The sequence below is a fragment of the Acinetobacter sp. KB005 genome, assembly GCF_049949095.1.
Taxonomy (GTDB): Bacteria; Pseudomonadota; Gammaproteobacteria; order Pseudomonadales; family Moraxellaceae; genus Acinetobacter; species Acinetobacter calcoaceticus.
In genome coordinates, this window is the sequence record NZ_CP188191.1 from 3,715,175 (window position 1) to 3,736,719 (window position 21,545).

18 protein-coding genes are annotated in these 21,545 nt (G+C 38.7%); 5 read left to right on the forward strand and 13 right to left on the reverse strand.

All coding sequences use genetic code 11. The features are described from left to right. Positions 1–140: 140 nt before the first annotated feature. The 5 genes from ACPF64_RS17760 to ACPF64_RS17780 all read right to left on the reverse strand — a co-directional run bounded on the left by ACPF64_RS17760 (position 141) and on the right by ACPF64_RS17780 (position 4,129). On the reverse strand, positions 141–779 hold the full coding sequence (locus tag ACPF64_RS17760) for an RluA family pseudouridine synthase (protein ID WP_426454879.1): 639 nt from the start codon (positions 777–779) through the stop codon (positions 141–143). Between the two features lie 132 nt (positions 780–911). Next, positions 912–1,616 carry an acyl carrier protein gene (locus ACPF64_RS17765; protein ID WP_426454881.1) on the reverse strand — a complete coding sequence of 235 codons (705 nt, stop codon included), beginning with the start codon at positions 1,614–1,616 and terminating at the stop codon, positions 912–914. A gap of 61 nt (positions 1,617–1,677) precedes the next feature. Next, complete coding sequence (gene hemL, locus ACPF64_RS17770; protein ID WP_004643606.1) at positions 1,678–2,976, reverse strand: glutamate-1-semialdehyde 2,1-aminomutase; 1,299 nt, start codon at positions 2,974–2,976, stop codon at positions 1,678–1,680. 42 nt (positions 2,977–3,018) lie between these two features. Then, positions 3,019–3,630 (reverse strand): thiamine phosphate synthase, encoded by a 612-nt coding sequence (thiE, locus tag ACPF64_RS17775; protein WP_426454883.1) that lies wholly within the window; start codon positions 3,628–3,630, stop codon positions 3,019–3,021. 115 nt (positions 3,631–3,745) lie between these two features. Next, entirely contained in the window at positions 3,746–4,129 is a 384-nt protein-coding gene (locus tag ACPF64_RS17780; protein ID WP_231762792.1) for a DUF962 domain-containing protein, read from the reverse strand. Positions 4,130–4,294: 165 nt separating this feature from the next. Here ACPF64_RS17780 and ACPF64_RS17785 point away from each other — a divergent pair, with 165 nt between their 5' ends. Further along, positions 4,295–5,758, forward strand: a complete 1,464-nt coding sequence (locus ACPF64_RS17785; protein ID WP_426454886.1) for a CHAD domain-containing protein — start codon at positions 4,295–4,297, stop codon at positions 5,756–5,758. Positions 5,759–5,793: 35 nt separating this feature from the next. Here the strand turns inward: ACPF64_RS17785 and ACPF64_RS17790 are convergent, their stop codons facing one another. After that, a complete protein-coding gene (locus ACPF64_RS17790; protein ID WP_003650404.1) occupies positions 5,794–6,426 on the reverse strand; it encodes a hypothetical protein in 633 nt (210 codons plus the stop codon). Between the two features lie 103 nt (positions 6,427–6,529). Here ACPF64_RS17790 and ACPF64_RS17795 point away from each other — a divergent pair, with 103 nt between their 5' ends. Continuing rightward, positions 6,530–6,913 (forward strand): DUF3144 domain-containing protein, encoded by a 384-nt coding sequence (locus ACPF64_RS17795; protein WP_004643612.1) that lies wholly within the window; start codon positions 6,530–6,532, stop codon positions 6,911–6,913. A gap of 61 nt (positions 6,914–6,974) precedes the next feature. On the opposite strand, the gene ACPF64_RS17800 is transcribed toward ACPF64_RS17795, so the two are convergent. The 4 genes from ACPF64_RS17800 to ACPF64_RS17815 all read right to left on the reverse strand — a co-directional run bounded on the left by ACPF64_RS17800 (position 6,975) and on the right by ACPF64_RS17815 (position 13,307). Next, positions 6,975–9,737, reverse strand: coding sequence for a M16 family metallopeptidase (locus ACPF64_RS17800; protein ID WP_426454889.1), 2,763 nt, complete (start codon positions 9,735–9,737; stop codon positions 6,975–6,977). 122 nt (positions 9,738–9,859) lie between these two features. Next, positions 9,860–10,678 carry a PhzF family phenazine biosynthesis protein gene (locus ACPF64_RS17805; RefSeq protein ID WP_426454891.1) on the reverse strand — a complete coding sequence of 273 codons (819 nt, stop codon included), beginning with the start codon at positions 10,676–10,678 and terminating at the stop codon, positions 9,860–9,862. Positions 10,679–10,825: 147 nt separating this feature from the next. Beyond that, a complete protein-coding gene (locus ACPF64_RS17810; RefSeq protein ID WP_004643616.1) occupies positions 10,826–12,217 on the reverse strand; it encodes an L-cystine transporter in 1,392 nt (463 codons plus the stop codon). A gap of 208 nt (positions 12,218–12,425) precedes the next feature. Next, positions 12,426–13,307: a LysR family transcriptional regulator gene (locus ACPF64_RS17815; protein WP_151744644.1), complete on the reverse strand. Its 882-nt coding sequence runs from the start codon at positions 13,305–13,307 to the stop codon at positions 12,426–12,428. 48 nt (positions 13,308–13,355) lie between these two features. Between ACPF64_RS17815 and ACPF64_RS17820 the strand changes: the two genes are divergently transcribed. Both ACPF64_RS17820 and ACPF64_RS17825 read left to right on the forward strand, forming a co-directional pair. Beyond that, entirely contained in the window at positions 13,356–14,582 is a 1,227-nt protein-coding gene (locus ACPF64_RS17820; protein WP_426454894.1) for a YbfB/YjiJ family MFS transporter, read from the forward strand. Next, entirely contained in the window at positions 14,579–14,704 is a 126-nt protein-coding gene (locus ACPF64_RS17825; RefSeq protein WP_426454896.1) for a hypothetical protein, read from the forward strand. The genes ACPF64_RS17820 and ACPF64_RS17825 overlap by 4 nt, the downstream gene beginning before the upstream one ends. A gap of 35 nt (positions 14,705–14,739) precedes the next feature. On the opposite strand, the gene icd is transcribed toward ACPF64_RS17825, so the two are convergent. Then, positions 14,740–15,996, reverse strand: a complete 1,257-nt coding sequence (icd, locus tag ACPF64_RS17830; protein ID WP_132068846.1) for an NADP-dependent isocitrate dehydrogenase — start codon at positions 15,994–15,996, stop codon at positions 14,740–14,742. 196 nt (positions 15,997–16,192) lie between these two features. Between icd and ACPF64_RS17835 the strand changes: the two genes are divergently transcribed. Next, complete coding sequence (locus ACPF64_RS17835) at positions 16,193–16,981, forward strand: rRNA large subunit pseudouridine synthase E (protein WP_005038961.1); 789 nt, start codon at positions 16,193–16,195, stop codon at positions 16,979–16,981. Between the two features lie 118 nt (positions 16,982–17,099). Here ACPF64_RS17835 and ACPF64_RS17840 read toward each other — a convergent pair whose 3' ends face one another. Then, entirely contained in the window at positions 17,100–19,337 is a 2,238-nt protein-coding gene (locus tag ACPF64_RS17840) for an NADP-dependent isocitrate dehydrogenase (protein ID WP_045429701.1), read from the reverse strand. Positions 19,338–19,735: 398 nt separating this feature from the next. Then, entirely contained in the window at positions 19,736–21,439 is a 1,704-nt protein-coding gene (locus ACPF64_RS17845; RefSeq protein WP_426454899.1) for a M61 family metallopeptidase, read from the reverse strand. Positions 21,440–21,545 lie beyond the last annotated feature (106 nt).

Below are 21,545 nucleotides of genomic sequence, written 5' to 3' on the forward strand. Positions count from 1 at the left end.
TCTCAAGTTCGCACTACATATTGTACGATGCAAATTAGCTTATTTTTGCATCTTTTTATGTAGTCTTTAAAGCAAAATTTTGAAGCAAAAACCAATTAAATCGTTTTGCTACAAAAAATCACGCATTAAAATTTTTTACATTAAAACGGTACAGGACAGTCAAAAGTTAATGTTTCTGCTGTGACAGGATGATTAAAACTTAACTGTTTGGCATGCAAACACAAACGCGGAACAAGTTGCTGCTCCGGTGTTGCATACAGCGTGTCACCTACAATTGGATGCCCAAGATATTGCATGTGTACACGGAGTTGATGGGATCGACCCGTAATTGGTGTTAATTTCACACGCGTTACAGGTTGTCCCTGAATCTGAAAATTTTCTAGAACCTGCCAATGGGTTAAAGCAGGCTTATTGTGAGAAGCATCGACAATATGTAAAGGTGGTCGACTTGGATCATAGATAACAGGAATATCTACAGTCCCCTCACCCTCTAAATGACCAGCAACTACTGCTTCATATATTTTTGAAGTTTGACGGTCTTGGAATTGACGCGCAATCGCACTTTGACCACGTTTGGATAAACCAAATACCAAAATACCTGAAGTGTCTCGATCTAGACGGTGAATGAGCAAAGTTTTAGGCTCAATCGCAACCAACCTTGTCAGAACGCTATCATGTAAATCACCCTTACCCGGAACACTCAAGATGTCCGAAGGTTTATGAATCACCATAAAATCATCATCACGATAGATCAGATGTTCACTTAGAAAATCACTCAAAGTTGTATTCCCAAGGCAAGATGAAAAACAAGCGGGCAATAATAAAAAGCTTACGTCCGAATTACAATGCCGTTCGGGTAAATTAACAGCATAATTTGCAAATATTATGGCGCACGTTGGGTCTATGGTGAGTCAATGCTTCAATAACTGCATAATATGTTGCATGGTAGGTGCTTGCATCACCTCTTCAGTGCTCAGGCTTGCACCGTTCGCACGCCATAGGTCGACTAGATAATTCACAGCAGATTGATTTAATCCGTAGTTTCTTAAATCAATTTCAGGGTGAACTTCCATAGGATGTCGCCCAACCTGTTCAGCAATGGCCAATAAAATTCCTTTATCCGACAAGATATATTCAGACGGCGCACTTAAAGACCATAGGCGCATTAAGGTCTGTGTATTTAAATGTTTTATATGGTCAAAACTGATCTTTTCAACCCATTGAATATGCTGCTCTAGATTAGCCGCCAAGAACGCATCATTTACAATAGCTACATAATCGGTAATAGATAAAACAAGCTGCATGACCTGTTTAAAAAGAGGTGACAAATCACCTGCCATCACAACTTGGGCTTTGCTATTTGATGACAGTCGCTGCCCCAACTGCAACATGGTTTGTTGAAGCTGAGATGCATCAATAAAAATGACTGGAATTTCGAGCGCTTGCGCTCTTTTACTTAGCAATTCTAAATGATCGGCTAATGGCTGCCCTGCCCAATCCGGTAAAACTTTAAGTTCATTTAGTCCAATCATGAGCAAAATACTTTGCGTAGACTCAATTGACCAATTTGAAGTATTTGCTGCTAATTGGATTTTTCGAGGTAAAGGATAAAACATTGTTCTCTACAAATAAAAAATAGCTCAAATTAAAAAGCCCGTTTTAAACGGGCCTTTTTGCTTACTTCATTTCAGCGAATGTTTCTTTTGCAGCCTGAATCGTATATTCGATATCTTCATCAGAATGAGCAGATGAAATAAAACCTGCTTCAAATGCTGACGGTGCCAAGTTTACACCACGCTTTAACATACCATGGAAGAACTTTTTGAAAGCTTCAATATCACATGCCAGCATAGAGTCGAAACTTGTAATGTCTTCTTGATCGGTAAAGTAAAGACCGAACATTGCACCAGCTTGCTGAGTTTTAAATGGAATCCCCGCTTCATCAGCTGCTGCTTGTAAACCTGCAAGTAACTTTTCAAGTTGAGCTGATAAGTTGCTGTAAAAGTCTGGTTGACGTAAATGTTTGAACATCTCAATACCAGCACGCATAGCGAGTGGATTACCAGATAAAGTACCTGCTTGGTATACGCCACCTAAAGGCGCGATACATTCCATGATTTCGCGTTTACCGCCAAATGCACCTACGGGTAAGCCAGCACCAATAATTTTACCTAAGGTCGTTAAGTCTGGCTTAACGTTATAAACTGATTGAGCGCCACCCAAAGCAACACGGAAACCTGTCATGACTTCATCAATAATAAAGACAGATTTATATTCATCACACACATCACGAATAGCTTGTAAGAAACCGTCGATTGGTTTCACCATATTCATGTTACCCGCCACAGGCTCAATAATGACGCCAGCAATTTCATGACCAAATTTAGCAAAGCACTCTTTTAATGCAGCAATATCATTGTAAGGCAGCGTTAAAGTGTGTTTAGCAAAGTCAACTGGAACACCTTTTGAAGTTGGTTCACCTTCACCTAAAGTGAGTAAGCCCGAACCTGCTTTTACTAACAGCGAGTCAGAATGCCCATGGTAGCAACCTTCAAACTTCACAATTTTGTCACGGCCAGTATAACCACGCGCTAAACGAATAGCCGTCATGGTCGCTTCTGTGCCAGAGTTAGTCATACGCACCAATTCAATTGATGGCATGATTTCACAGATAATATCTGCCAACGTTGTTTCGTGTACGGTTGGTGCACCAAAACTTAAACCATCTTCTGCGGCTGTTTGTACTGCTTTAATAATTTCTGGATGAGCATGACCCAAAATCATTGGCCCCCAAGAACCAACATAGTCAACATAACGCTTACCATCCACATCCCACAAATATGCACCTTTGGCTTTCTCGATGAAAACAGGTGTTCCTCCAACGCCATTAAAGGCACGTACAGGAGAGTTCACACCACCTGGAATGTGTTTGCTGGCTTGTTTAAATAACTGTTCTTGCTTTGGAGATAAACTCATGGAAATGCTCGTCTTAAATATCTAAAAAATAATTTTGAAAGCTTAAGAAAATAATTGTGCCCATGCTTGTACACGGGCAGGAATTTCAGCAGTTGATCGGCCTAATATATCACTAATGACGGCACACAGGTCAGCCCCAGCCTCAATCACAGGTTTTGAGTTTTCAACAGTTAAACCACCAATGGCACAAATTGGTAAATCATATTGAGCCGCTGCTTGCTTAATCACTTCTATGCCCACATTACCTGCTTCAGGTTTTGTAGAGGTCGCATAGACTGCACCAAATGCAATATAAGTCGCGCCATCTGCAATTGCTTTTTGGGCAAGCTCTAAAGAGTTCAAACAAGTACGACCAATAATGACATTTTGTGGTAACTGAGATTTGGCATCGGTAATTTCACCGTCACTTTGCCCTAAATGCACACCTAGACCAAACTGAGCAGCCAGTTTTAGGTCATCATTAATCACAAAAGGAACTTGGTATTTTTCACACAACAGTTTGATTTGTTCAACTTCAGTAGGCTGGTCAGTTTTTTCTATTTTTTTACGGCGGTACTGTAAAATTGCGACCTGTTTAGTTGCGAGCGCAGCATCTAGTTTTTCTAATAATAATTGGATTGGGTCATCATTGGTAATCAGATATAAACCGCGCATACTCTACTCTTGCTTTAAAAAACTTCGCTAGTATAACGGATTTATAGATCATCATAAGTACCGATTGATATGGGCTTACCAGTACCAATCGGTCTATTAAGAATAGAAATAAAAATTAACTTGGAATTTTATCGTGTTTGCGATCAGTCAAACTCAAACGACCACGTGCAACATCAGATAGCATTCGCCAATCAGAAATAAAGCTATAGAAAGGTTGTTTAAAACTCGCAGGTTTATTTTTTTCAAACACAAAATGTCCAACCCAAGCGTTTGCGTAACCCGCTACCAAACCATAGACTACATATTTGGCTTGTTTTTTACGAATTGCTTTCGAAAAAAAGTATATGCCTATACTACTACCCACCACATGTAAGCGTCTGCTCATGATGTTACGGTGTTCAGTTAAGTAAAAACGATAAAATTCCTGATAGTTTTTAATCGGCAATTCAAACTCTGGCTGAGCTTCATGATTAAAGTTTATGGGTGCATTCACGATCATCTTCCTGATTTTTATTTGATCAAAACGTCACCTGATTGTACACCGAAATAAAAGCATAGCGTCATATGTTTGATTGTAACTTTCTCTATCAAAACCACTACTTTTAGTACTAAGCTATTATACTCATTCAAGATAGTTTAAATAACTGATTCAGGGAGATACGTTATGGTTGAAGTTGAGCTTAAGTTTCAGTTACCTGAATCGAAGAAAAAATCTGTTCAACAATACTTAAAAAAGCATAAAGCACAACAGATTCATCTACAGGCAAAATATTACGACACCCCCGATCGCTTACTCGCAAAAAATGGCATGGCGATACGTTTGCGTAAAGAAAATGATCTTTGGGTCCAAACCTTTAAAGCTGCTGGTCAAAGCCATTTACACCGTGTTGAAGAAGAAGTTTTTTTAGGCAAATGTGACCAAGAACCTGATTTAAACCTTGAGTTATATCAAGACAATAAAGTAGTAACTGATTTACTTAATACAGCCCTAGGCAAAGAAGCTAAAAAATTAAGTTTGCAATTTGAGACTGATGTACAGCGTACTTATCATGTGTTTGAAGCAGATAATACAGCGATTGAAGTTTGCCTTGATGACGGTGTAGTAAAAACCGCAACTGCTCAAAGCATAATTTGCGAAGTTGAATTTGAACTTAAACAAGGCGCAGTTAAAACACTTATTCAGTTTGCACAGCAATGGATTAATCGTTATACCCTTTGGCTCGATGTAAGAAGTAAAGCCGAGCGTGGTAATTTATTAGCGCTGGGGCAAGCGGCTTCACCCGCTGTTCATGCCAAAGCGCTAACATTAAATAAAGATATTACTGCTGAACAGGCCCTTAAAAAGATTGTCGAAAACTGTTTAGGACAATTTTTACCAAATATGGCTGCAATTGCTGATGGCGTTGCCGAAGCTGAACATATTCATCAGGCACGTGTAAGTTTGCGCCGTTTACGTAGCGCACTTAAACATTTTTCTAGCTGGTCAAACGAGGTCAATCCTCTTTGGGAAGAACAAATTGCTGAGCTTTTCCGCCAGCTTGGAGACACTCGTGATGAAGATGCTATTCGCACCGAAGTGTTACCAATCATTAAGCAACACGGCTCACCTGAGCTTTTACTACCCGTTTCGACACAGCCATTAAAAGAGCTCTCAATACTCTTTACCTCTTCGGAAACAATTAAACTATTACTCGATTTATTAGCATTTGCGTATTCAGAAGAAGATTCAAAGAACAAAACAGGTGGGTTAAAAAAACATATTAAAAAGAGTTTAGATAAGTTACATCATAAAGTGATCAGCAATGCTGAACATTTCTCTGAACTTGAAGTTGCTGAACAGCATAAAATACGCAAGACAGCTAAGCAGTTACGTTATTGTGTTGAGTTTATTTCAAGTCTTTATCCTGACAAAAAAGTACAGCAATATTTAAAACAGCTACAACCTGTACAAAATACTTTAGGTCAATATAACGATTTGTTTATTGCTGAAGGTATTTTCAATAAAGCCGTCGAAAATGACTCGTCTTTCTGGTTTGCATTAGGCTGGGTAAAAGCCAAACAGCCTCACTTACAAAAGCGGTCCGCCAAAGCTTTACAAACTTTTAGTCAGGCTGAAACGTTCTGGTAATTTATAAAAAGTCGCTGTAAACGTGCAGCGACTTTTTATCTATACTTACCAAATACTTTCCATACACCGTTATCTGCTAATGGGTCATTATAGCTATCACTACGTTGCTTTCTTGGCTTATCACGAGCATCGACCAATTTAAAATGTGGCTCAACCCCTAACACAATACCATTGGTATAAAAACGTGAACGGGTATATTCACTTTGGCCATGTTGGAATACATAAGTTCTTAAATCGATAAACTCACGATGAGCCACCAGCGCAGCAGTATCGTCACTCTGCAACCATTCTTGCATTGTAAAAATCTGATCTGTTTCGAACTGCCCGCATTTTTCAATAAGACTTGCAACACCACGGAAAGTTTTAGACTCTTTCGCACGTGTTTTATTAATCCGAATTCGGTCTACATGAAAAAAAAACAACGGTAAATTTAAATGACTTGGCAAATGAATCGCATCTGGTAATTCATCTTCCATAAAGGGTTGAAAAAGTTCTTGTGCCCTTTCAATTAGACCTTGCCATTGTTGGTAATAGATTTCGACTTCTTGTTGTAAACCATAATAGATCGGCAGCCCTTCCACATGTTCTAAATATTGAGGCGGGAAAATATGCTGTCGTAATAAAGCGATATCCGTTTTTAAACTTTGAATAGCAATTGCATCTTGCATATTAAACCTCCCGATACTTAGGCTATTTACAGACTAAGGCAAAGGTTTTGTTTCCGCAAGGCTTTGCCTATAATAAGCAACTCTATTTTTGCGGGAATAAGTCATGTCTCAAAAGATCAATGCAACAGATGTTACTGAAGAAGAAGCTTTAAATGCGGTTTTCTTTGAGCGTGCGGATGAATTTATCAAACAAGCGAATGATTTTTGTCGCCCGCCAAAAGGTGAAAAACCAGATCCAGCTGAGCTGCGTGGTCAAGTGAGTGCGGCAATGTTATTTGCTAGTGCCCGTTTTAATACATGGGTAGCGGCAAATAACTTTAAAGATGGCGATGAAATGCGTGATGCTAAAGATCAGGTCATGTCTTATCTTGTGCAACAATTTCAAATGATGCTTGAAGATAATTTCGATGAATATTGTGAACAGTTCGAAAATTATTTACGTTTCCGCAAAAATGAAGATTTTCACGCGCATAAACATGATCATTAAAATGATTTAACAACCCAAATAAAAAGCCACAATTAAGTGGCTTTTTATTTAAAAGAAGACTTTATTTTTTTGCTGCCTGACCATATTGATCAGCCATAACCTCAACTAAATGTTCAGGTTTAATATATTTTTTAATTGCTGCATTTACATCAGCAACAGTCAGTTTAGTCAGATTTTGATCATGTTTTACACGGTCCATTAATGTTTTACCTGACTCAAGCTGGAGATTTAACATCCCATGAATATTACGTTCATCTTCTAATGCCGTAACGCGTTTCTTCATGATATCTGCTTTTGCAGCTTCAAGCTCTTGCTCTGTCACACCATTTTTCAACAAGTCATTCAACACTTTATGTATTGATGCAGAAACCTGCGCTGAGCGGCCCGAAGTGTAATTTGCACTAATGCTTAAAGCACCTACGTTAGTATCACGATCAAGCTGTAACCCACTTCCAAAACCATAAACCAATGCATTTTTCTCACGAAGCTCTTGGGCCAAACGTGATGAAATTTGAGACTCACCTAAAATATAGTTAAGTAAAATTAAAGCAGATGCATCAGGATGATTTTTTCCGACTGGTAGAGCGAGCACACTTTGGTAGCTACCAAATTCGCGCTGCTCAGATAAAACATGAACTTGCTGAGCTGGAAAATCAACATGATCAATCAAGATTTTTTGATAAGGCTGTTTACCATTCCAACGACCAAATTCCTGATTAAGTAATTTCTGCATTTTTTTCGGATCAAACCCGCCCGTAATCGCAATCTGAGCGTGGTTCATAGCAAAGAAGCGCTCGTACAACTCTTTCACTTGTTCTTGAGTAGCACTTTTCAATTGCTGCTTTGCCAACTCTGGTTCAAAGTGGTAACGCAAATCTCCCGGTTGATATTCTTCCAGTAAACGGGAAAGTGTTAAACCTGCTACAACATCCGGCTCAGTATACGGACGATCTAAACTAGATAAGCTCTGCGATTTAATCAAATCAAATTGAGATTGCTCAAATTTTGGATTTTTCATCACATCGAGAGCAAACTTAAAGAATTCATCAAATTTTTCTGATTTAGACTGAATATTAATGGTCATGCCATTACCATCAGCGCTCGCATAAGCGGCCCCACCCGCATCAATCGACTTATCGGCAATATCCTGCAAGCTGTATTTATCAGAACCACGTAGTAATAAATATGAGGTTAAATCGACTACCGTACCTTTATTAAATAAAGATTTCTCTGTTCCGAAGTCCATCGTAATTGTGGCATAAGTACGATCATCGCGTGTTTCAACTGGGAATAAAGCATACTTCATTCCATTTTTCAGCTTTCCACGAATAATCTTTTTCTCATTACTTTCAACATATTGCTTAGAAGTTTTTAAAAACTCAGCGACTTCTTGTTGATACACCTTCGGATCTTTTAAAGGCTCAGCCTTTGCTTCCACCTGATCTAAGGTTTTAGGCGCATCTTTTGAGTTTTGTTGTTGAGCTTTCTTCTGGTCTTCAGGTGTTGGCAAAATATCACCGTCAATACGATGCTCAGCAACAAGGAACTGTTTTAAAGTTTGATTTACTTCATCTAGCTTAACGTTTTTTACCGAATCTAGGTCTTTAAAATATTGATCCCATTGCCCACCAGCGACCGTGTAATCACTCAAACGTGAACCAAGTGCTACCGCATCTTTAGTGATTAAGTCGCCTTGAGTTTTCATTAAACTCTTAACACGATTTAATTCAACTTCAGTAAAAGGCTTTCCTTTTTCAATACCCGCTAGCAAAGAGCTTTCAACTTTTTTAGGGTCATTACTTGGTGCATAAATAGCACCTAGAAATACCACATTAAAATCTTGGTCTAACCACGTGCTGGCATCAACATTTGTGGTAATGCCAGTTTCAACCATGTTCTGATATAAATGACCACTTGGTTGCATGGTATATAGCAAAGGAGCTAAAGCGAGTGTCGGCTGAATTTTGGTATTTTTTCCATTCATATAAATATGGAACTTCGCCAGATCACTGCCCTTTTTTACTACAAACTGACGATTTTTTATTTTTGTAGAGTCGAGTACAGGAATCTGTACAGCCTTCGGAACTTCTCGTGCCGCGATTGGACTAAAATATTGATCAATTGTTTTTAAGACATCTGTTTTATCAAACTTACCGGAAACAACCATTACTGCATTATTCGGTGCATACCAGCTACGATAAAACTGGTTCAATTCAGGCATTTTAATAGATTTAAGCTCAGGCAAATCACCAATCGGTAAACGACCTAAATATTGATTGCCATAAGCCGATTTCCACATTTGGTCCATTAAAACAGCAAAAGGCTGATCCATACGGACTTCACGTTCACGCTTTACGATTTCAATTTCAGAAGGAACAAATTTTTCTTGTAGAACCAATTTATCCATACGCTCAGATTCAAGGTACAACACTTCATTGAGTGCAGTTTTTTCTGGACGAACGATATTGGTATATTTGGTCGAGTAATAATCCGTACTCGCATTCGTCATTAACGTATATTGATCTAAACGACGCTGGAATTCTTCCCCTTTAACATTCTTTGTCCCCTTAAAAGCCAAGTGTTCAAGCAAGTGAGCTAACCCACTTTTGCCTTGCGGATCATTTAATGAACCTGTTAAATAAATGGTATTAATAAAGATTTTATTTTCTTTGTCATTCGGTGCAAGTACAATCCGAAAACCATTATCTAATTTATATTCCTCAATATTTTGCTTGCTTTTTACTAGTGTGGTTTGTGCCCAAGACGCAGCACTTAAACTAAGAATACATAGGGAGAGAGTCAGTTGTTTAAACTGCATAAACATATAAATACCAATTAATTTGAATAATAAAAAATCAATAGTTGTGGGACTATAGTAGGAAATTTAAGCTGACTTTCATAGTAAAGTTTTGAAAAAAAAGCCGTTTATTTAAACGGCCTTATATTTTAAAGAAAAATTTCAGCTTGCATATAAAGTTTCCCATATCCTGAAATTTCAATACGTTCTTTAGACAGAATATTGCAATATAAAATGCCTCCACGACTAGAAGCCTGATAAGCCACAATATTATTTTTCCCAAGCTTTTCTGCCCATAACGGCGCTATTGCAGTATGAATTGAGCCTGTTACGGGGTCTTCATCAATACCTGCGACAGGTGCAAAATAGCGAGAGACACAATCATATTGCTGGTCTGTTTTTGATGTTATTGCAACATCCACATCATTTGCTGTAACAGCAGTACGTAACTTACCTAAAGTTTTGAGCAAATTCATGTCTGGCTGTTCATCTAATACATCTTGAACTGACTCATATTCAATGACGTAGGCGTAAGGATTTTGATAAACCGCTTTAAAAGGTTTGCTTAAAGCTTGACGTAAAATAGCCGGATAATCTTCAACTTGATGAGCTTTACAAATTGGAAAATTCATTCTAATTTTGCCATCTTCATCTTGGTGAACGATAAAAAGTCCTAAGTTTCGGACATGAAAATTAATCGTCTTTTTCTTAGTAAAATCTTTAAATATTACAAAAGCACTGGCAAGGGTGGCATGCCCACAAAAATCAGCTTCAACTGTTGGAGTAAACCAACGGATTTCATAATTTTCAGAGTCTATGATTTTGACAAAAGCAGTTTCAGACAAGTTATTTTCAAATGCTATCTTCTGCATTAAATCTGCATCTAGCCATTCTTTTTCAACAACTACAGCGGCGGGATTTCCACGAAATAACTCTTTTGTAAAAGCATCGACTTGATACATTTTCATGATATTCAACTCTTTTAAATTAACTCATTGTCTTCAATTTTTTTAAATATAAACAGACACAGATTTTTAAAAATTAGCATTACAGCAATCATTCACACATAAAAAAACGACCCAATCCAATAAGATTGAGTCGTCTTTTACAGTTTATTAATGATGTGTTAATTCAATTTCATCTTCACTGTTTAATATTTCTTTATCTGTCTGGCCCATAAATTGACTGGTAACAACACCCGCAGTCATTGAGCCATTTACGTTTAACGCAGTACGCCCCATATCAATTAATGGTTCAATTGAAATAAGAAGCGCAACCAAAGTTACAGGTAAACCCATTGCAGGAAGTACGATCAGTGCAGCAAAAGTCGCACCGCCACCTACTCCAGCCACACCAATTGAACTTAAAGTCACAATACCGACTAACGATGCAATCCACATTGGGTCTAGCGTGTTAATTCCCATCGTTGGCGCAACCATTACCGCTAGCATTGCAGGATATAAACCAGCACAACCATTTTGGCCAATTGTCGCACCAAAAGAAGCAGAGAAACTTGCAATAGATTCAGGAATACCTAAACGACGAGTTTGTGCTTCAATGCTTAGTGGAATGCTTGCAGCGCTTGAACGGCTGGTAAATGCAAACGTTAAAACTGGAGCAACTTTCTTAAAGAATTTAAGTGGAGAAACACCTGTAAGCGTCAAAATAATGGCATGTACGACAAACATAATCGCCAAGCCTAAATAAGACGCCACCAAGAAACCGCCTAAGTTTAAGATATCTGCTACGTTAGAACTTGCCACAACTTTAGTCATGAGCGCAAAAACACCATAAGGTGTAAGCGTCATCACTAAACGAACAAGCTTCATTACCCAAGACTGTAAAGTCTGGATTGCAGTTAAAATACGCTGACCTTTTTCTTCATCATCTTTCATTAAGTTTAGCGCTGCTATACCTAAGAACACGGCAAAGATAACCACACTAATAATTGAAGTTGGGTTGGCACCAGTTAATTCAGCAAATGGATTACTTGGAATAAAGGAAAGAATAAATTGCGGCACACTTAAATCGGTAACTTTGCCTACATAATCTGTATTAATGGCAGTTAAGCGTGCAGTTTCCGCAGCACCTTGCACCAAGCCTTTTGCCGTTAAGCCAAACAGGTTAGTAACAAATACCCCTACGAGCGCAGCAATCAGTGTTGTAAATAGTAAAGTACCAATCGTGTAAAAACTGATTTTGCCTAAAGACGATGCTTGGTGTAATTTTGCAACCGCTCCCAAAATAGACACAAATACCAAAGGCATGACGACCATTTGTAAAAGTTTTACATAGCCATTTCCAACGATATTAAACCAGCTAATAGATTCAGCAAGAATCGGATGGCCACCGCCATAAATCAAATGTAGTCCTAAGCCAAACACCACACCGAGAATTAAGCCAGCCAGAACTTTTTTCGATAAGCTCCAGTCCGTTTTACGTGTTTGGGCGAGTAAAAATATTAACCCGACAAAAACCACAATATTGATGATTAAGGGTATATTCATTCCCAAACTCCAAATTATTGCTTGTTTCATCTTTCAAGGGGGCATATTTGACCATAGCCGGCCTATATAAACTACCCTTTTCAACAATTTTATAGCATCAAGATGATTACAAACCTGCGTGAGAATATAAAATGACTTTTAAATACATATATATCACTTTTAATTTATAAATTACGTAAGATATTTATGTATAAAAATCAGCCTCTACCTAAGCAACCTTTAATTGAAATTGTTGCTCAATAAAATAAATAAACTGCTTTAAATTGGTTCCCCATGTTTCGGGTAACTGGGCAACTAAATATGTAGTGAAAAAAGCAGATTCCGTATTTAGTCCAAAACAATTGACGGACACTTTATCTGCAACTTTTGCCAGATAAGACTTAGGTAATAAAGCAAAACCAACACCCAATTCTACACAACTCACAATACCGTCCAGACTTCCCATTTCCATAATTTGCGAAGGTGGAATACTAAAGTCATTCAAGAAAAGCTCTATTGCATGTCGATATGAACAACCTTGTCGAAATGCTATAAACCTTGTTTTTGCAAGGGTTGCCATGTCTGGAAAGCTCTCTTGTTGCTTAGGGCAAACCAGAACCAGCTCTTCATGCCACACTGGAAAACTATATAACTCAGGGATGGAATGTTTAGATGCTACAAAAGCACAGTCCAATTCACCCTGATGTACAGCATTTAATAAATAACGTGTCGGATGAGTTTGGAGCTCAATAGGTAAAGTAGGATATTGCTGCATACATTGATTAAGTAACTGCGGCAAACGTATCGCAGCAGTGGTCTCCATACTTCCAAGTCGGATTGATTCAGCAGGATCAATTCCACCTTCTTGAAAGATTTTTTTAGCTTTATGGTGTAGTGCAAGCATTTGAACGGCATAACTATGTAGCTGTTGTCCTGCATTGGTTAGCGTCACTGGGTTATGACGATTTAATAAAATCACCCCCAACTCTTCTTCAAGTTTTTTTATATGGCTCGTGATATTCGATTGAACGGTATACATTTTTTGTGCAGCCAATGAAAAGCTTCCACTCTCTGCGACCGCCAAGAAAAACTCTAGTGACTTTAATAACATTACACTATCTCAAAATAAGATAACTATCATCTTATTAAATCATTTTTAATGATTAAAAAACTAGCTTTTAATAATAAAAAAATTGAGAGTCTTCTCATGTCTACGTTTTATCGAATGAGCTTACTTGTCTTTTTGGCAACTTGTTTGGGTATTGGAGTGTTTAGATTTTCCTATACTGCACTCATGCCCATCATGATTGAGCAATATCACTGGACCCATGATTTTGCCAGCTTCTTAGGGAGTGCAAATTTATTGGGATATCTCATTGGTGCCTTATTGGCGTTATTGAGTATTAAAGAAAAGTACATCCCATCCATGATCGTACTCTCAACTATTGCCGGTAGCCTCAGCCTACTATGCTGCTCATTCATGGATATGCCTCTGGCATGGTTCATTTTCTGGCGTACGGTTTCTGGTATTGCTGGCGGCTTACTTATGATTTTAGCCCCAAGCTTTGCCATGAAATACATTCCCATCACGCAAAGATTAAAAGTTAATTTTTTAGGATTTAGCGGGATTGGCGTGGGTGTGTTATCTGCCACCATTATTATTCCTGTACTTAAAAATATACCTGTGCATTATGTTTGGGATATTTTTGCGGGTATCTCCATATTAGGAAGCGTACTGCTCTATCAATTATTAAGCCGTAATACGGCTCAGGTGATTAAACCGCATTCTACCAACCTGCAAGCCTCACAAAAATCACGTTTAGGTCTTGTCATTATTATTGCCTATATGTGCAGTGCCTTTGCTTATATTCCTCACTCTCTATTCTGGATGGATTATTTATCTGGAACTTTGCATTTCTCATTAGAGCAAAGGAATTTATTTTGGGTTCTCTATGGAGCAGGAAGCTGCATTGGTGCATTTGTCGCTTATTGCTTAAGCAGAATAATAGGATATTTACACACCATTAAATGGTTATATGCCATTTATTGTCTAGCTGTTGTTTTACCTTTCTTTTCCCAGACCACTTCTTTGCTCGCTTTATCTTCCCTTCTTACAGGATTACTTACTCCCGCGACAGTGTTTATTAGCTCTTATAGTCTGCTACAGATTTATGAACAGCGTTATCAAAAGCTATGGAGTCTAGCCACGATTGGATTTGCTAGCACTCAGCTTTTAGGTGGTGTCGTCATTAGTACTTTGCATCATTTGCATTGGTCTTACGCACATCTCTTTCTTCTGGGTGGAATCGTTCTACTCTTTGCAGTTTGCCTTTTACTTCCTGTACGCCCTACTTACATCTCAACTCTCGGAGAAACCGAATCATGAAATCTCTGTTCTTCCCCCTATTTTTAATTGCCTTTGTTCTGATTATTCAGGCCATAGATCAGAGTTATCAAAAGAAAGTCGGCATCACGAAGACCACTAAGCACCCTGAATTTTTGCAATAAAAAAAGCCCTCAACTGAGGGCTTTTTAATAGAAGACTACTCTCCCATATGTTTGATAATCGCATCACCGAATTCAGAACAACGTAATAAAGTTGCACCCGGCATTAGGCGTTCAAAATCGTAAGTTACGGTTTTAGCTGCAATCGCTCCAGAAATTCCTTTAATGATCAGATCAGCAGCTTCTGTCCAGCCCATATCACGTAACATCATTTCCGCAGATAAAATGATAGAACCTGGGTTTACCTTATCCTGACCAGCATATTTAGGCGCAGTGCCATGAGTTGCTTCATAAACAGCAATTGCACCACCAATATTTGCACCCGGTGCAATACCAATGCCGCCTACTTCTGCTGCGAGCGCATCGGAAATATAGTCACCATTTAAATTAAGGGTTGCGATAACAGAGTAATCAGCTGGGCGCATTAGGATCTGTTGTAAAAACGCATCTGCAATCACATCTTTAATAATGATATCTTTACCAGTTCTTGGGTTTTTAATTTTAACCCATGGACCGCCATCAATCAGTTCTCCACCAAAACGATCAAGCGCCAGCTCATAGCCCCACTCTTTGAACGCCCCTTCGGTATATTTCATGATATTACCCTTGTGAACAAGCGTCACCGAAGACTTATCATTTTCGATCGCAAACTGAATGGCTTTGCGTACTAAACGCTGTGAACCTTCTTTCGATACAGGTTTAATTCCAATACCACAGCCTTCTGGGAAACGGATTTTTGTCACACCCATTTCTTCTTGAAGGAATCTAATGACTTTCTTAGCCTCTTCAGAATCGGCTTTCCATTCAATCCCTGCATAGATATCTTCCGAATTCTCACGGAAGATGACCATGTCTGTTAATTCTGGGTGTTGAACTGGTGAAGGTACGCCTTCAAACCAACGCACTGGACGTACGCAAACATATAAATCTAATTCTTGGCGTAAGGCAACGTTGAGTGAACGAATACCGCCACCCACTGGTGTCGTTAAAGGACCTTTGATTGAGACAACGAACTCACGAAGTGCTTCAAAAGTTTCTTCCGGCATATAGCTGCCATAAATTTTATTGGCTTTTTCACCGCAATACACTTCCATCCATTCGATTGAGCGCTTGCCGCCGTAAGCTTTTAAAATAGCAGCATCTACGACTGCTTTCATGGTTGGTGTAATATCCACACCAATACCATCACCTTCAATGAAAGGAATAATTGGATGATTTGGTACATTCAGTGACAGGTCTGCATTTACTTTAATTTTGTCGCCATCTGCAGGAACCACGATCTTCTGATAACCCATTATGTGAATTCTCCCTTTTATAATACTTAATTAACTAAAAATAATTATCGATACACAATACTTTCAACTCTTCTTAACGCATAATAGCTTAATTGAAATTAATCATTTTTGGGATTTATATGAGAAATAATAAGATTTCTCACTTAAATAAACCTCAATGTTTTCTCTAGTTATTTGAAAGAAGAAGTCATTTTTTATGAAAATTGTCATTCTCAACAAACCATATGACGTTCTCTCCCAGTTTCGTAAAGACGAAGCGCATATGACCGTCTCTGACTTTGTTGATGACCCGACTTTGCGTTTGGCAGGCCGTCTTGATATGGACTCTGAGGGTTTAGTTTTTTTAACTGATCATGGTGGTCTGAATCAGTTCATTACTAACCCTGCAAATAAAAAATACAAAACGTATTTAGTTCAAGTTGATGGCGATGTAACTGAAGAAGCGCTTGAGCAGCTTCGTAAAGGTGTAGAACTTAACGATGGTATGACGCTTCCTGCTACAGCCATTAAAGTCAGTGAACCTGAATGGTTATGGGAACGTAACCCGCCTGTACGTTTTCGTGCAAATATTCCAACATCTTGGATCGAAATTTCAATTTGCGAAGGCCGTAACCGTCAAGTTCGTCGTATGACTTCTGCGGTAGGTTTTCCAACTTTACGTTTAATTCGTACTAAAATTGGTTCAATTGATTTAGTTCAACTCGGTTTAAAACCTGGTGATGTTAAAGAAATTGAGCCTCTGCTTTACCCTGACTTTAAAGATGTTCCAGCTGAAGAACCTTATCGTTCACGTTCATACGTAAAAAAACCAGGTGGTACTGGTGGCAAACCGATGGTTCGTAAAAACAAAGATGGTTCTACGAAAAAGTCTGGTACAAAACGTATTTGGCAAATGGATGAAGGTGAAAAGCCTCGTCGTAAAACCAATGGTACAACTCGTCCAAATGCTAAAGCACCACGTGGTCGTGGCCGCAATAGTCGATAAGATTTAAACTTTTAAAAGCTCACATCAGTGGGCTTTTTTAATGCCTGTTATTTTTCTAAAAATAAAAAAGCCGGTGCATATGCACCGGCCTTTAAGCTATTTACTAACGAATTAGTAATTAAGCCTCAACAGTTGCAAGAGCTGCATTAAATGTAGCACTTGGACGCATTACAGCATCTACTTTTGCTTTATCAATTGCATAGTAACCACCGATGTCAGCTGGTTTACCTTGCACTTGAGCAAGTTCAGCAACAATCTTCGGTTCTTCTTCAGCTAAAGTTTTTGCAAGAGGAGCAAATTTAGCTTTCAACTCAGCATCTTCGTCCTGTGCAGCAAGCGCTTGAGCCCAGTAAAGTGATAAGTAGAAATGGCTACCACGGTTGTCAATCTCACCCGTACGGCGTGATGGTGACTTACCATTGTCAAGTAACTTGTCAGTCGCTTCATCAAGAGTCTTCGCAAGTAACTTAGCACGAGCATTATTTTCTTTAATACCCATCTCTTCTAAAGAAGCTGCTAAAGCAAGGAACTCACCAAGCGAATCCCAACGCAAGTGGTTTTCTTCAACAAGTTGCTGTACATGTTTTGGCGCTGAACCACCCGCACCAGTTTCGTACATACCACCACCCGCCATAAGCGGAACGATAGACAACATTTTCGCAGAAGTACCAAGTTCCATAATTGGGAACAAATCTGTTAAGTAGTCACGTAAGATGTTACCAGTCACAGAAATAGTATCTAGACCACGTACTACACGCTCAAGTGTGTAACGCATTGCACGAACTTGAGACATGATCTCAATATCCAAGCCATTCGTGTCATGATCTTTTAAGTACTTTTGTACTTTCTTGATCAATTCATTTTCGTGTGGACGGTATGGGTCAAGCCAGAAGATCGCAGGCATGCCAGAGTTACGTGCACGAGTTACTGCAAGTTTTACCCAGTCACGAATCGGAGCATCTTTAACCTGACACATACGCCAGATATCGCCTTCTTCAACATTTTGAGTCAATAACACTTCACCAGTGTCAAGATCGGTAATGTTTGCAATACCAGCTTCTGAAATTTCAAAAGTCTTGTCGTGAGAACCGTATTCTTCAGCTTTTTGAGCCATCAAACCAACGTTCGGTACAGTACCCATAGTCTTCGGATCGAAGTTACCATGCCACTTACAGAAGTTGATCATTTCTTGGTAAATACGAGCAAATGTTGATTCAGGCATAACAGCTTTAGCATCATATTGCTTACCATCAGCACCCCACATTTTACCACCAGCACGGATCATAGCTGGCATAGAAGCATCAACGATGATGTCGTTTGGTGAATGGAAGTTTGTGATGCCTTTTGCCGAGTCAACCATTGCAAGTGCAGGACGGTGTTCTTGACAAGCATGTAAATCTTCAATGATTTCTTCACGTAATGATGTTGGAAGAGTTTCGATTTTCTCGTATAACCCAGCCATACCGTTATTGACGTTAATACCTAATTCGTCAAATAACTTACCGTGTTTTTCGAAAGCTTCTTTGTAATAGATTTTCACACAGTGACCGAAAACGATCGGGTGTGAAACTTTCATCATTGTCGCTTTTACGTGTAGCGAGAACAAAATACCCGCTTCTTTACAATCATCAAGTTCTTTTTCATAGAAATCACAAAGTGCTTTCTTGCTCATGAACATTGAATCAATGATTTCGCCGTCTTGTAGCGCAACTTTTGGCTTAAGAACAATGCTCTTACCACTGTTCGTGATAAGTTCCATTTTCACGTTACGTGCGCGATCAAGTGTCATTGATTTTTCACCATGGTAGAAGTCACCTTCTTCCATATGTGAAACATGAGTTTGTGACCACTGTTTCCACTCGCTCATTGAATGAGGGTGTTTTTTTGCGTAATTTTTAACTGCTGCTGGAGCACGACGGTCAGAGTTACCTTCACGAAGGACAGGGTTTACTGCTGAACCAAGGCACTTGCCATAACGAGCTTTGATTGATTTTTCTTCTTCGGTTGCAGGATTTTCCGGATAATCAGGAATTGCATAACCTTTTGATTGAAGCTCTTTGATACATGCAGTTAATTGCGCAACAGACGCACTGATATTCGGGAGTTTGATAATGTTAGTATCTGGATCTTGTGTAAGACGACCTAGCTCTGCAAGGTTGTCAGTTACCTTTTGCTCTTCACTTAGGTATTCAGCGAATTCTGCGAGCACACGTGCAGCTACAGAGATGTCACTTTTAATAATCTCGATGCCAGCTGGCTTAGTAAAGGTCTCAATGATCGGCAGTAGCGAATAGGTCGCCAATAGTGGCGCCTCGTCAGTCAGTGTGTAAATAATAGTTGACTTTTCACCAGCCATATATAGCCCCTTCCGTTTGATTGAGTGTTGAGGACCGAGCTTTTGGCCCAGTGCCTACGAACCGATATGCTTAAATAAAACCCTGAGAGTATCGGCTCTCATTGCCTTCCAGTCAACGAAATATCCAGTGATAACGACATTTCGTAGCGAAATAATACATAATTCAAATATATAGATAATTTTCTGATATCTAAGTCATTGTAATACGCACATTCAGATCACTTTTCAGGCATTAAACATGATTAACTTACATGAGATATCTTTCAGTGTTCTGACAATTATTATACTTTTCATTCAAAATAAACTCAAAGGTAAAACGGATTTCACCATTTAGAAGTACTTAAAAGTAAAAACCGATGTGCAAAACATCGGTTTTTTATAAACTATTTAGCTTTAATCTATGCTTTTAACCATTTTTCAGTTTTAGCTTGATCTTCAACTACAAGTTCAACTTCTGTTAAATCAGATGTAGCGCAATCGACTGCAAAAGATATTAATTCATCACGACGGAAAGCAAATACAGTATAAGTGCCGCCCTGTTTTGCATACTTCTCGATAAGCTTAGTGGATGCTTTTAAACCATCAATTGCAATAATCACATCATTGGCAGAAATACCTGCTTTTGCTCCAGCGCTTTCACGGCGAGCACTTTGCACGAGTACGCCTTCTGGCTTATCGACAAGTTTCAAGCCTAATGGCAAAGATTTGTCAGTTTTAACTCTATAGCTTAAGCCAAATTCAGGAAGCAACTGATCAAGCGGTAATTCATCAGTCGTGTTAATCAGATGATTAATTTGTTCAATCCAGTTATCACCCGTCAGTTCTTTACATAAATCAAAAATGGTTCGCTCATTTACTTGCATACCATTTTGAGTATTTTCATATAACCGACGCATTAAAGCATCAAGACTAGAACCACGTAGGCGTAAACCTAAATCTAGGCACAATGCAACCAAAGCACCTTTATTGTAATAACTGGTACCCGCATTATTTGAGTTTTCATCTTGACGATAAAATTTAATCCAAGCATCAAAACTTGATTCGGCCACTGTTTGAACAAAACGACCTGGGTTTTGCAAATAGCGATCAATTTGTGCTTTGAGTAAATCAAGATAAGACTTCTGAGAAATGACGCCACTACGTAATAAAATCAGGTCATCGTAATATGAAGTAAAACCTTCAAATATCCAAAGTAAAGAGGTGTAGCCCTCTTGGTGCAAATTATAATTTGCAAAGTTTTCTGGACGAATAAACTTTACTAACCATGAATGAAAATATTCATGACTACATAAGCCTAAAAAGCGTTGATAATCTTTAGAAGGTTCAGTTGGTTCATTCGATTTTGGTAAATCGTCGCGTGGCGTAATCAGACTTGTACTATTGCAATGTTCTAATCCACCATAACTATTCCCTGTTGCCATCGTCATAAAGGTATAGTTTTTAAATGGCGCTGAACCAAACATATTTATTTCAGCTGCACAAATCTTTTCAATATCGGCTTTTAAGCGATCAATATTGGCATTATGTGAGCCAGAAATTACAAACTCATGTTCAATGCCATGTGTTTCGAAGCCAAAGCGTGTTTGATCAGCCAGTTCAAACGGGCTATCAATCAATTGATCATAATGATCGGCTTTTAAAGTAAAGCGCCCTTTGACTAGACTTTTTGAAGCTAAGCCGGTTGCTAACTGAAAATGCTTTAACTCATCTGGCAAGAAAACTTCGACTTCACAAGCAGACTGCTCCTGACCTTCCAAAGCTAGACATACACACGCTGGATTAATATATAGACGCGTCTGGTCTACATATGCACCACGTACAGACAAATCATATGCATACACATCATATTCAATCGTCATTAATTCGTGATCTGTATTAAATAAACGCCAGCGATTCTTGCTCGTTTTTTTAATGTCCAGCATACGCCCAGCTTCATCATAAGCTTTAACGGATTCAATATGTTTTGAAAACTCTCGAATTAGATAACTACCCGGAATCCACGTTGGTAGCCAAAGTTCCTGATTCGGATTGGCTAAAAAACGAATTGTCACGTGAACAAGGTGTTGTTTGTAATCATCGAACTCAATTTGATAATGCAACATAAATTCTTCAATTTAAAAATAAGAACGGCTTCACATTAGATTATCACTTTTTTGTATCGTCTTGCGTACATGTATTTTTTGGCAACAATTTCCACTAGCCTTCAAT

Bases quoted from the DNA above. Each gene is read 5' to 3' on its own strand.
- ACPF64_RS17805 (WP_426454891.1), bottom strand. From the start codon at position 10,678: ATGAAAATGTATCAAGTCGATGCTTTTACAAAAGAGTTATTTCGTGGA.
- ACPF64_RS17815 (WP_151744644.1), bottom strand. From the start codon at position 13,307: ATGTTATTAAAGTCACTAGAGTTTTTCTTGGCGGTCGCAGAGAGTGGA.
- ACPF64_RS17795 (WP_004643612.1), top strand. From the start codon at position 6,530: ATGTCTCAAAAGATCAATGCAACAGATGTTACTGAAGAAGAAGCTTTA.
- icd (WP_132068846.1), bottom strand. From the start codon at position 15,996: ATGGGTTATCAGAAGATCGTGGTTCCTGCAGATGGCGACAAAATTAAA.
- thiE (WP_426454883.1), bottom strand. From the start codon at position 3,630: ATGCGCGGTTTATATCTGATTACCAATGATGACCCAATCCAATTATTA.
- ACPF64_RS17765 (WP_426454881.1), bottom strand. From the start codon at position 1,616: ATGTTTTATCCTTTACCTCGAAAAATCCAATTAGCAGCAAATACTTCA.
- ACPF64_RS17785 (WP_426454886.1), top strand. From the start codon at position 4,295: ATGGTTGAAGTTGAGCTTAAGTTTCAGTTACCTGAATCGAAGAAAAAA.
- ACPF64_RS17820 (WP_426454894.1), top strand. From the start codon at position 13,356: ATGATTAAAAAACTAGCTTTTAATAATAAAAAAATTGAGAGTCTTCTC.
- ACPF64_RS17780 (WP_231762792.1), bottom strand. From the start codon at position 4,129: ATGATCGTGAATGCACCCATAAACTTTAATCATGAAGCTCAGCCAGAG.
- ACPF64_RS17835 (WP_005038961.1), top strand. From the start codon at position 16,193: ATGAAAATTGTCATTCTCAACAAACCATATGACGTTCTCTCCCAGTTT.
- ACPF64_RS17810 (WP_004643616.1), bottom strand. From the start codon at position 12,217: ATGAATATACCCTTAATCATCAATATTGTGGTTTTTGTCGGGTTAATA.
- ACPF64_RS17790 (WP_003650404.1), bottom strand. From the start codon at position 6,426: ATGCAAGATGCAATTGCTATTCAAAGTTTAAAAACGGATATCGCTTTA.
- ACPF64_RS17825 (WP_426454896.1), top strand. From the start codon at position 14,579: ATGAAATCTCTGTTCTTCCCCCTATTTTTAATTGCCTTTGTTCTGATT.
- ACPF64_RS17840 (WP_045429701.1), bottom strand. From the start codon at position 19,337: ATGGCTGGTGAAAAGTCAACTATTATTTACACACTGACTGACGAGGCG.
- hemL (WP_004643606.1), bottom strand. From the start codon at position 2,976: ATGAGTTTATCTCCAAAGCAAGAACAGTTATTTAAACAAGCCAGCAAA.
- ACPF64_RS17845 (WP_426454899.1), bottom strand. From the start codon at position 21,439: ATGTTGCATTATCAAATTGAGTTCGATGATTACAAACAACACCTTGTT.
- ACPF64_RS17800 (WP_426454889.1), bottom strand. From the start codon at position 9,737: ATGTTTATGCAGTTTAAACAACTGACTCTCTCCCTATGTATTCTTAGT.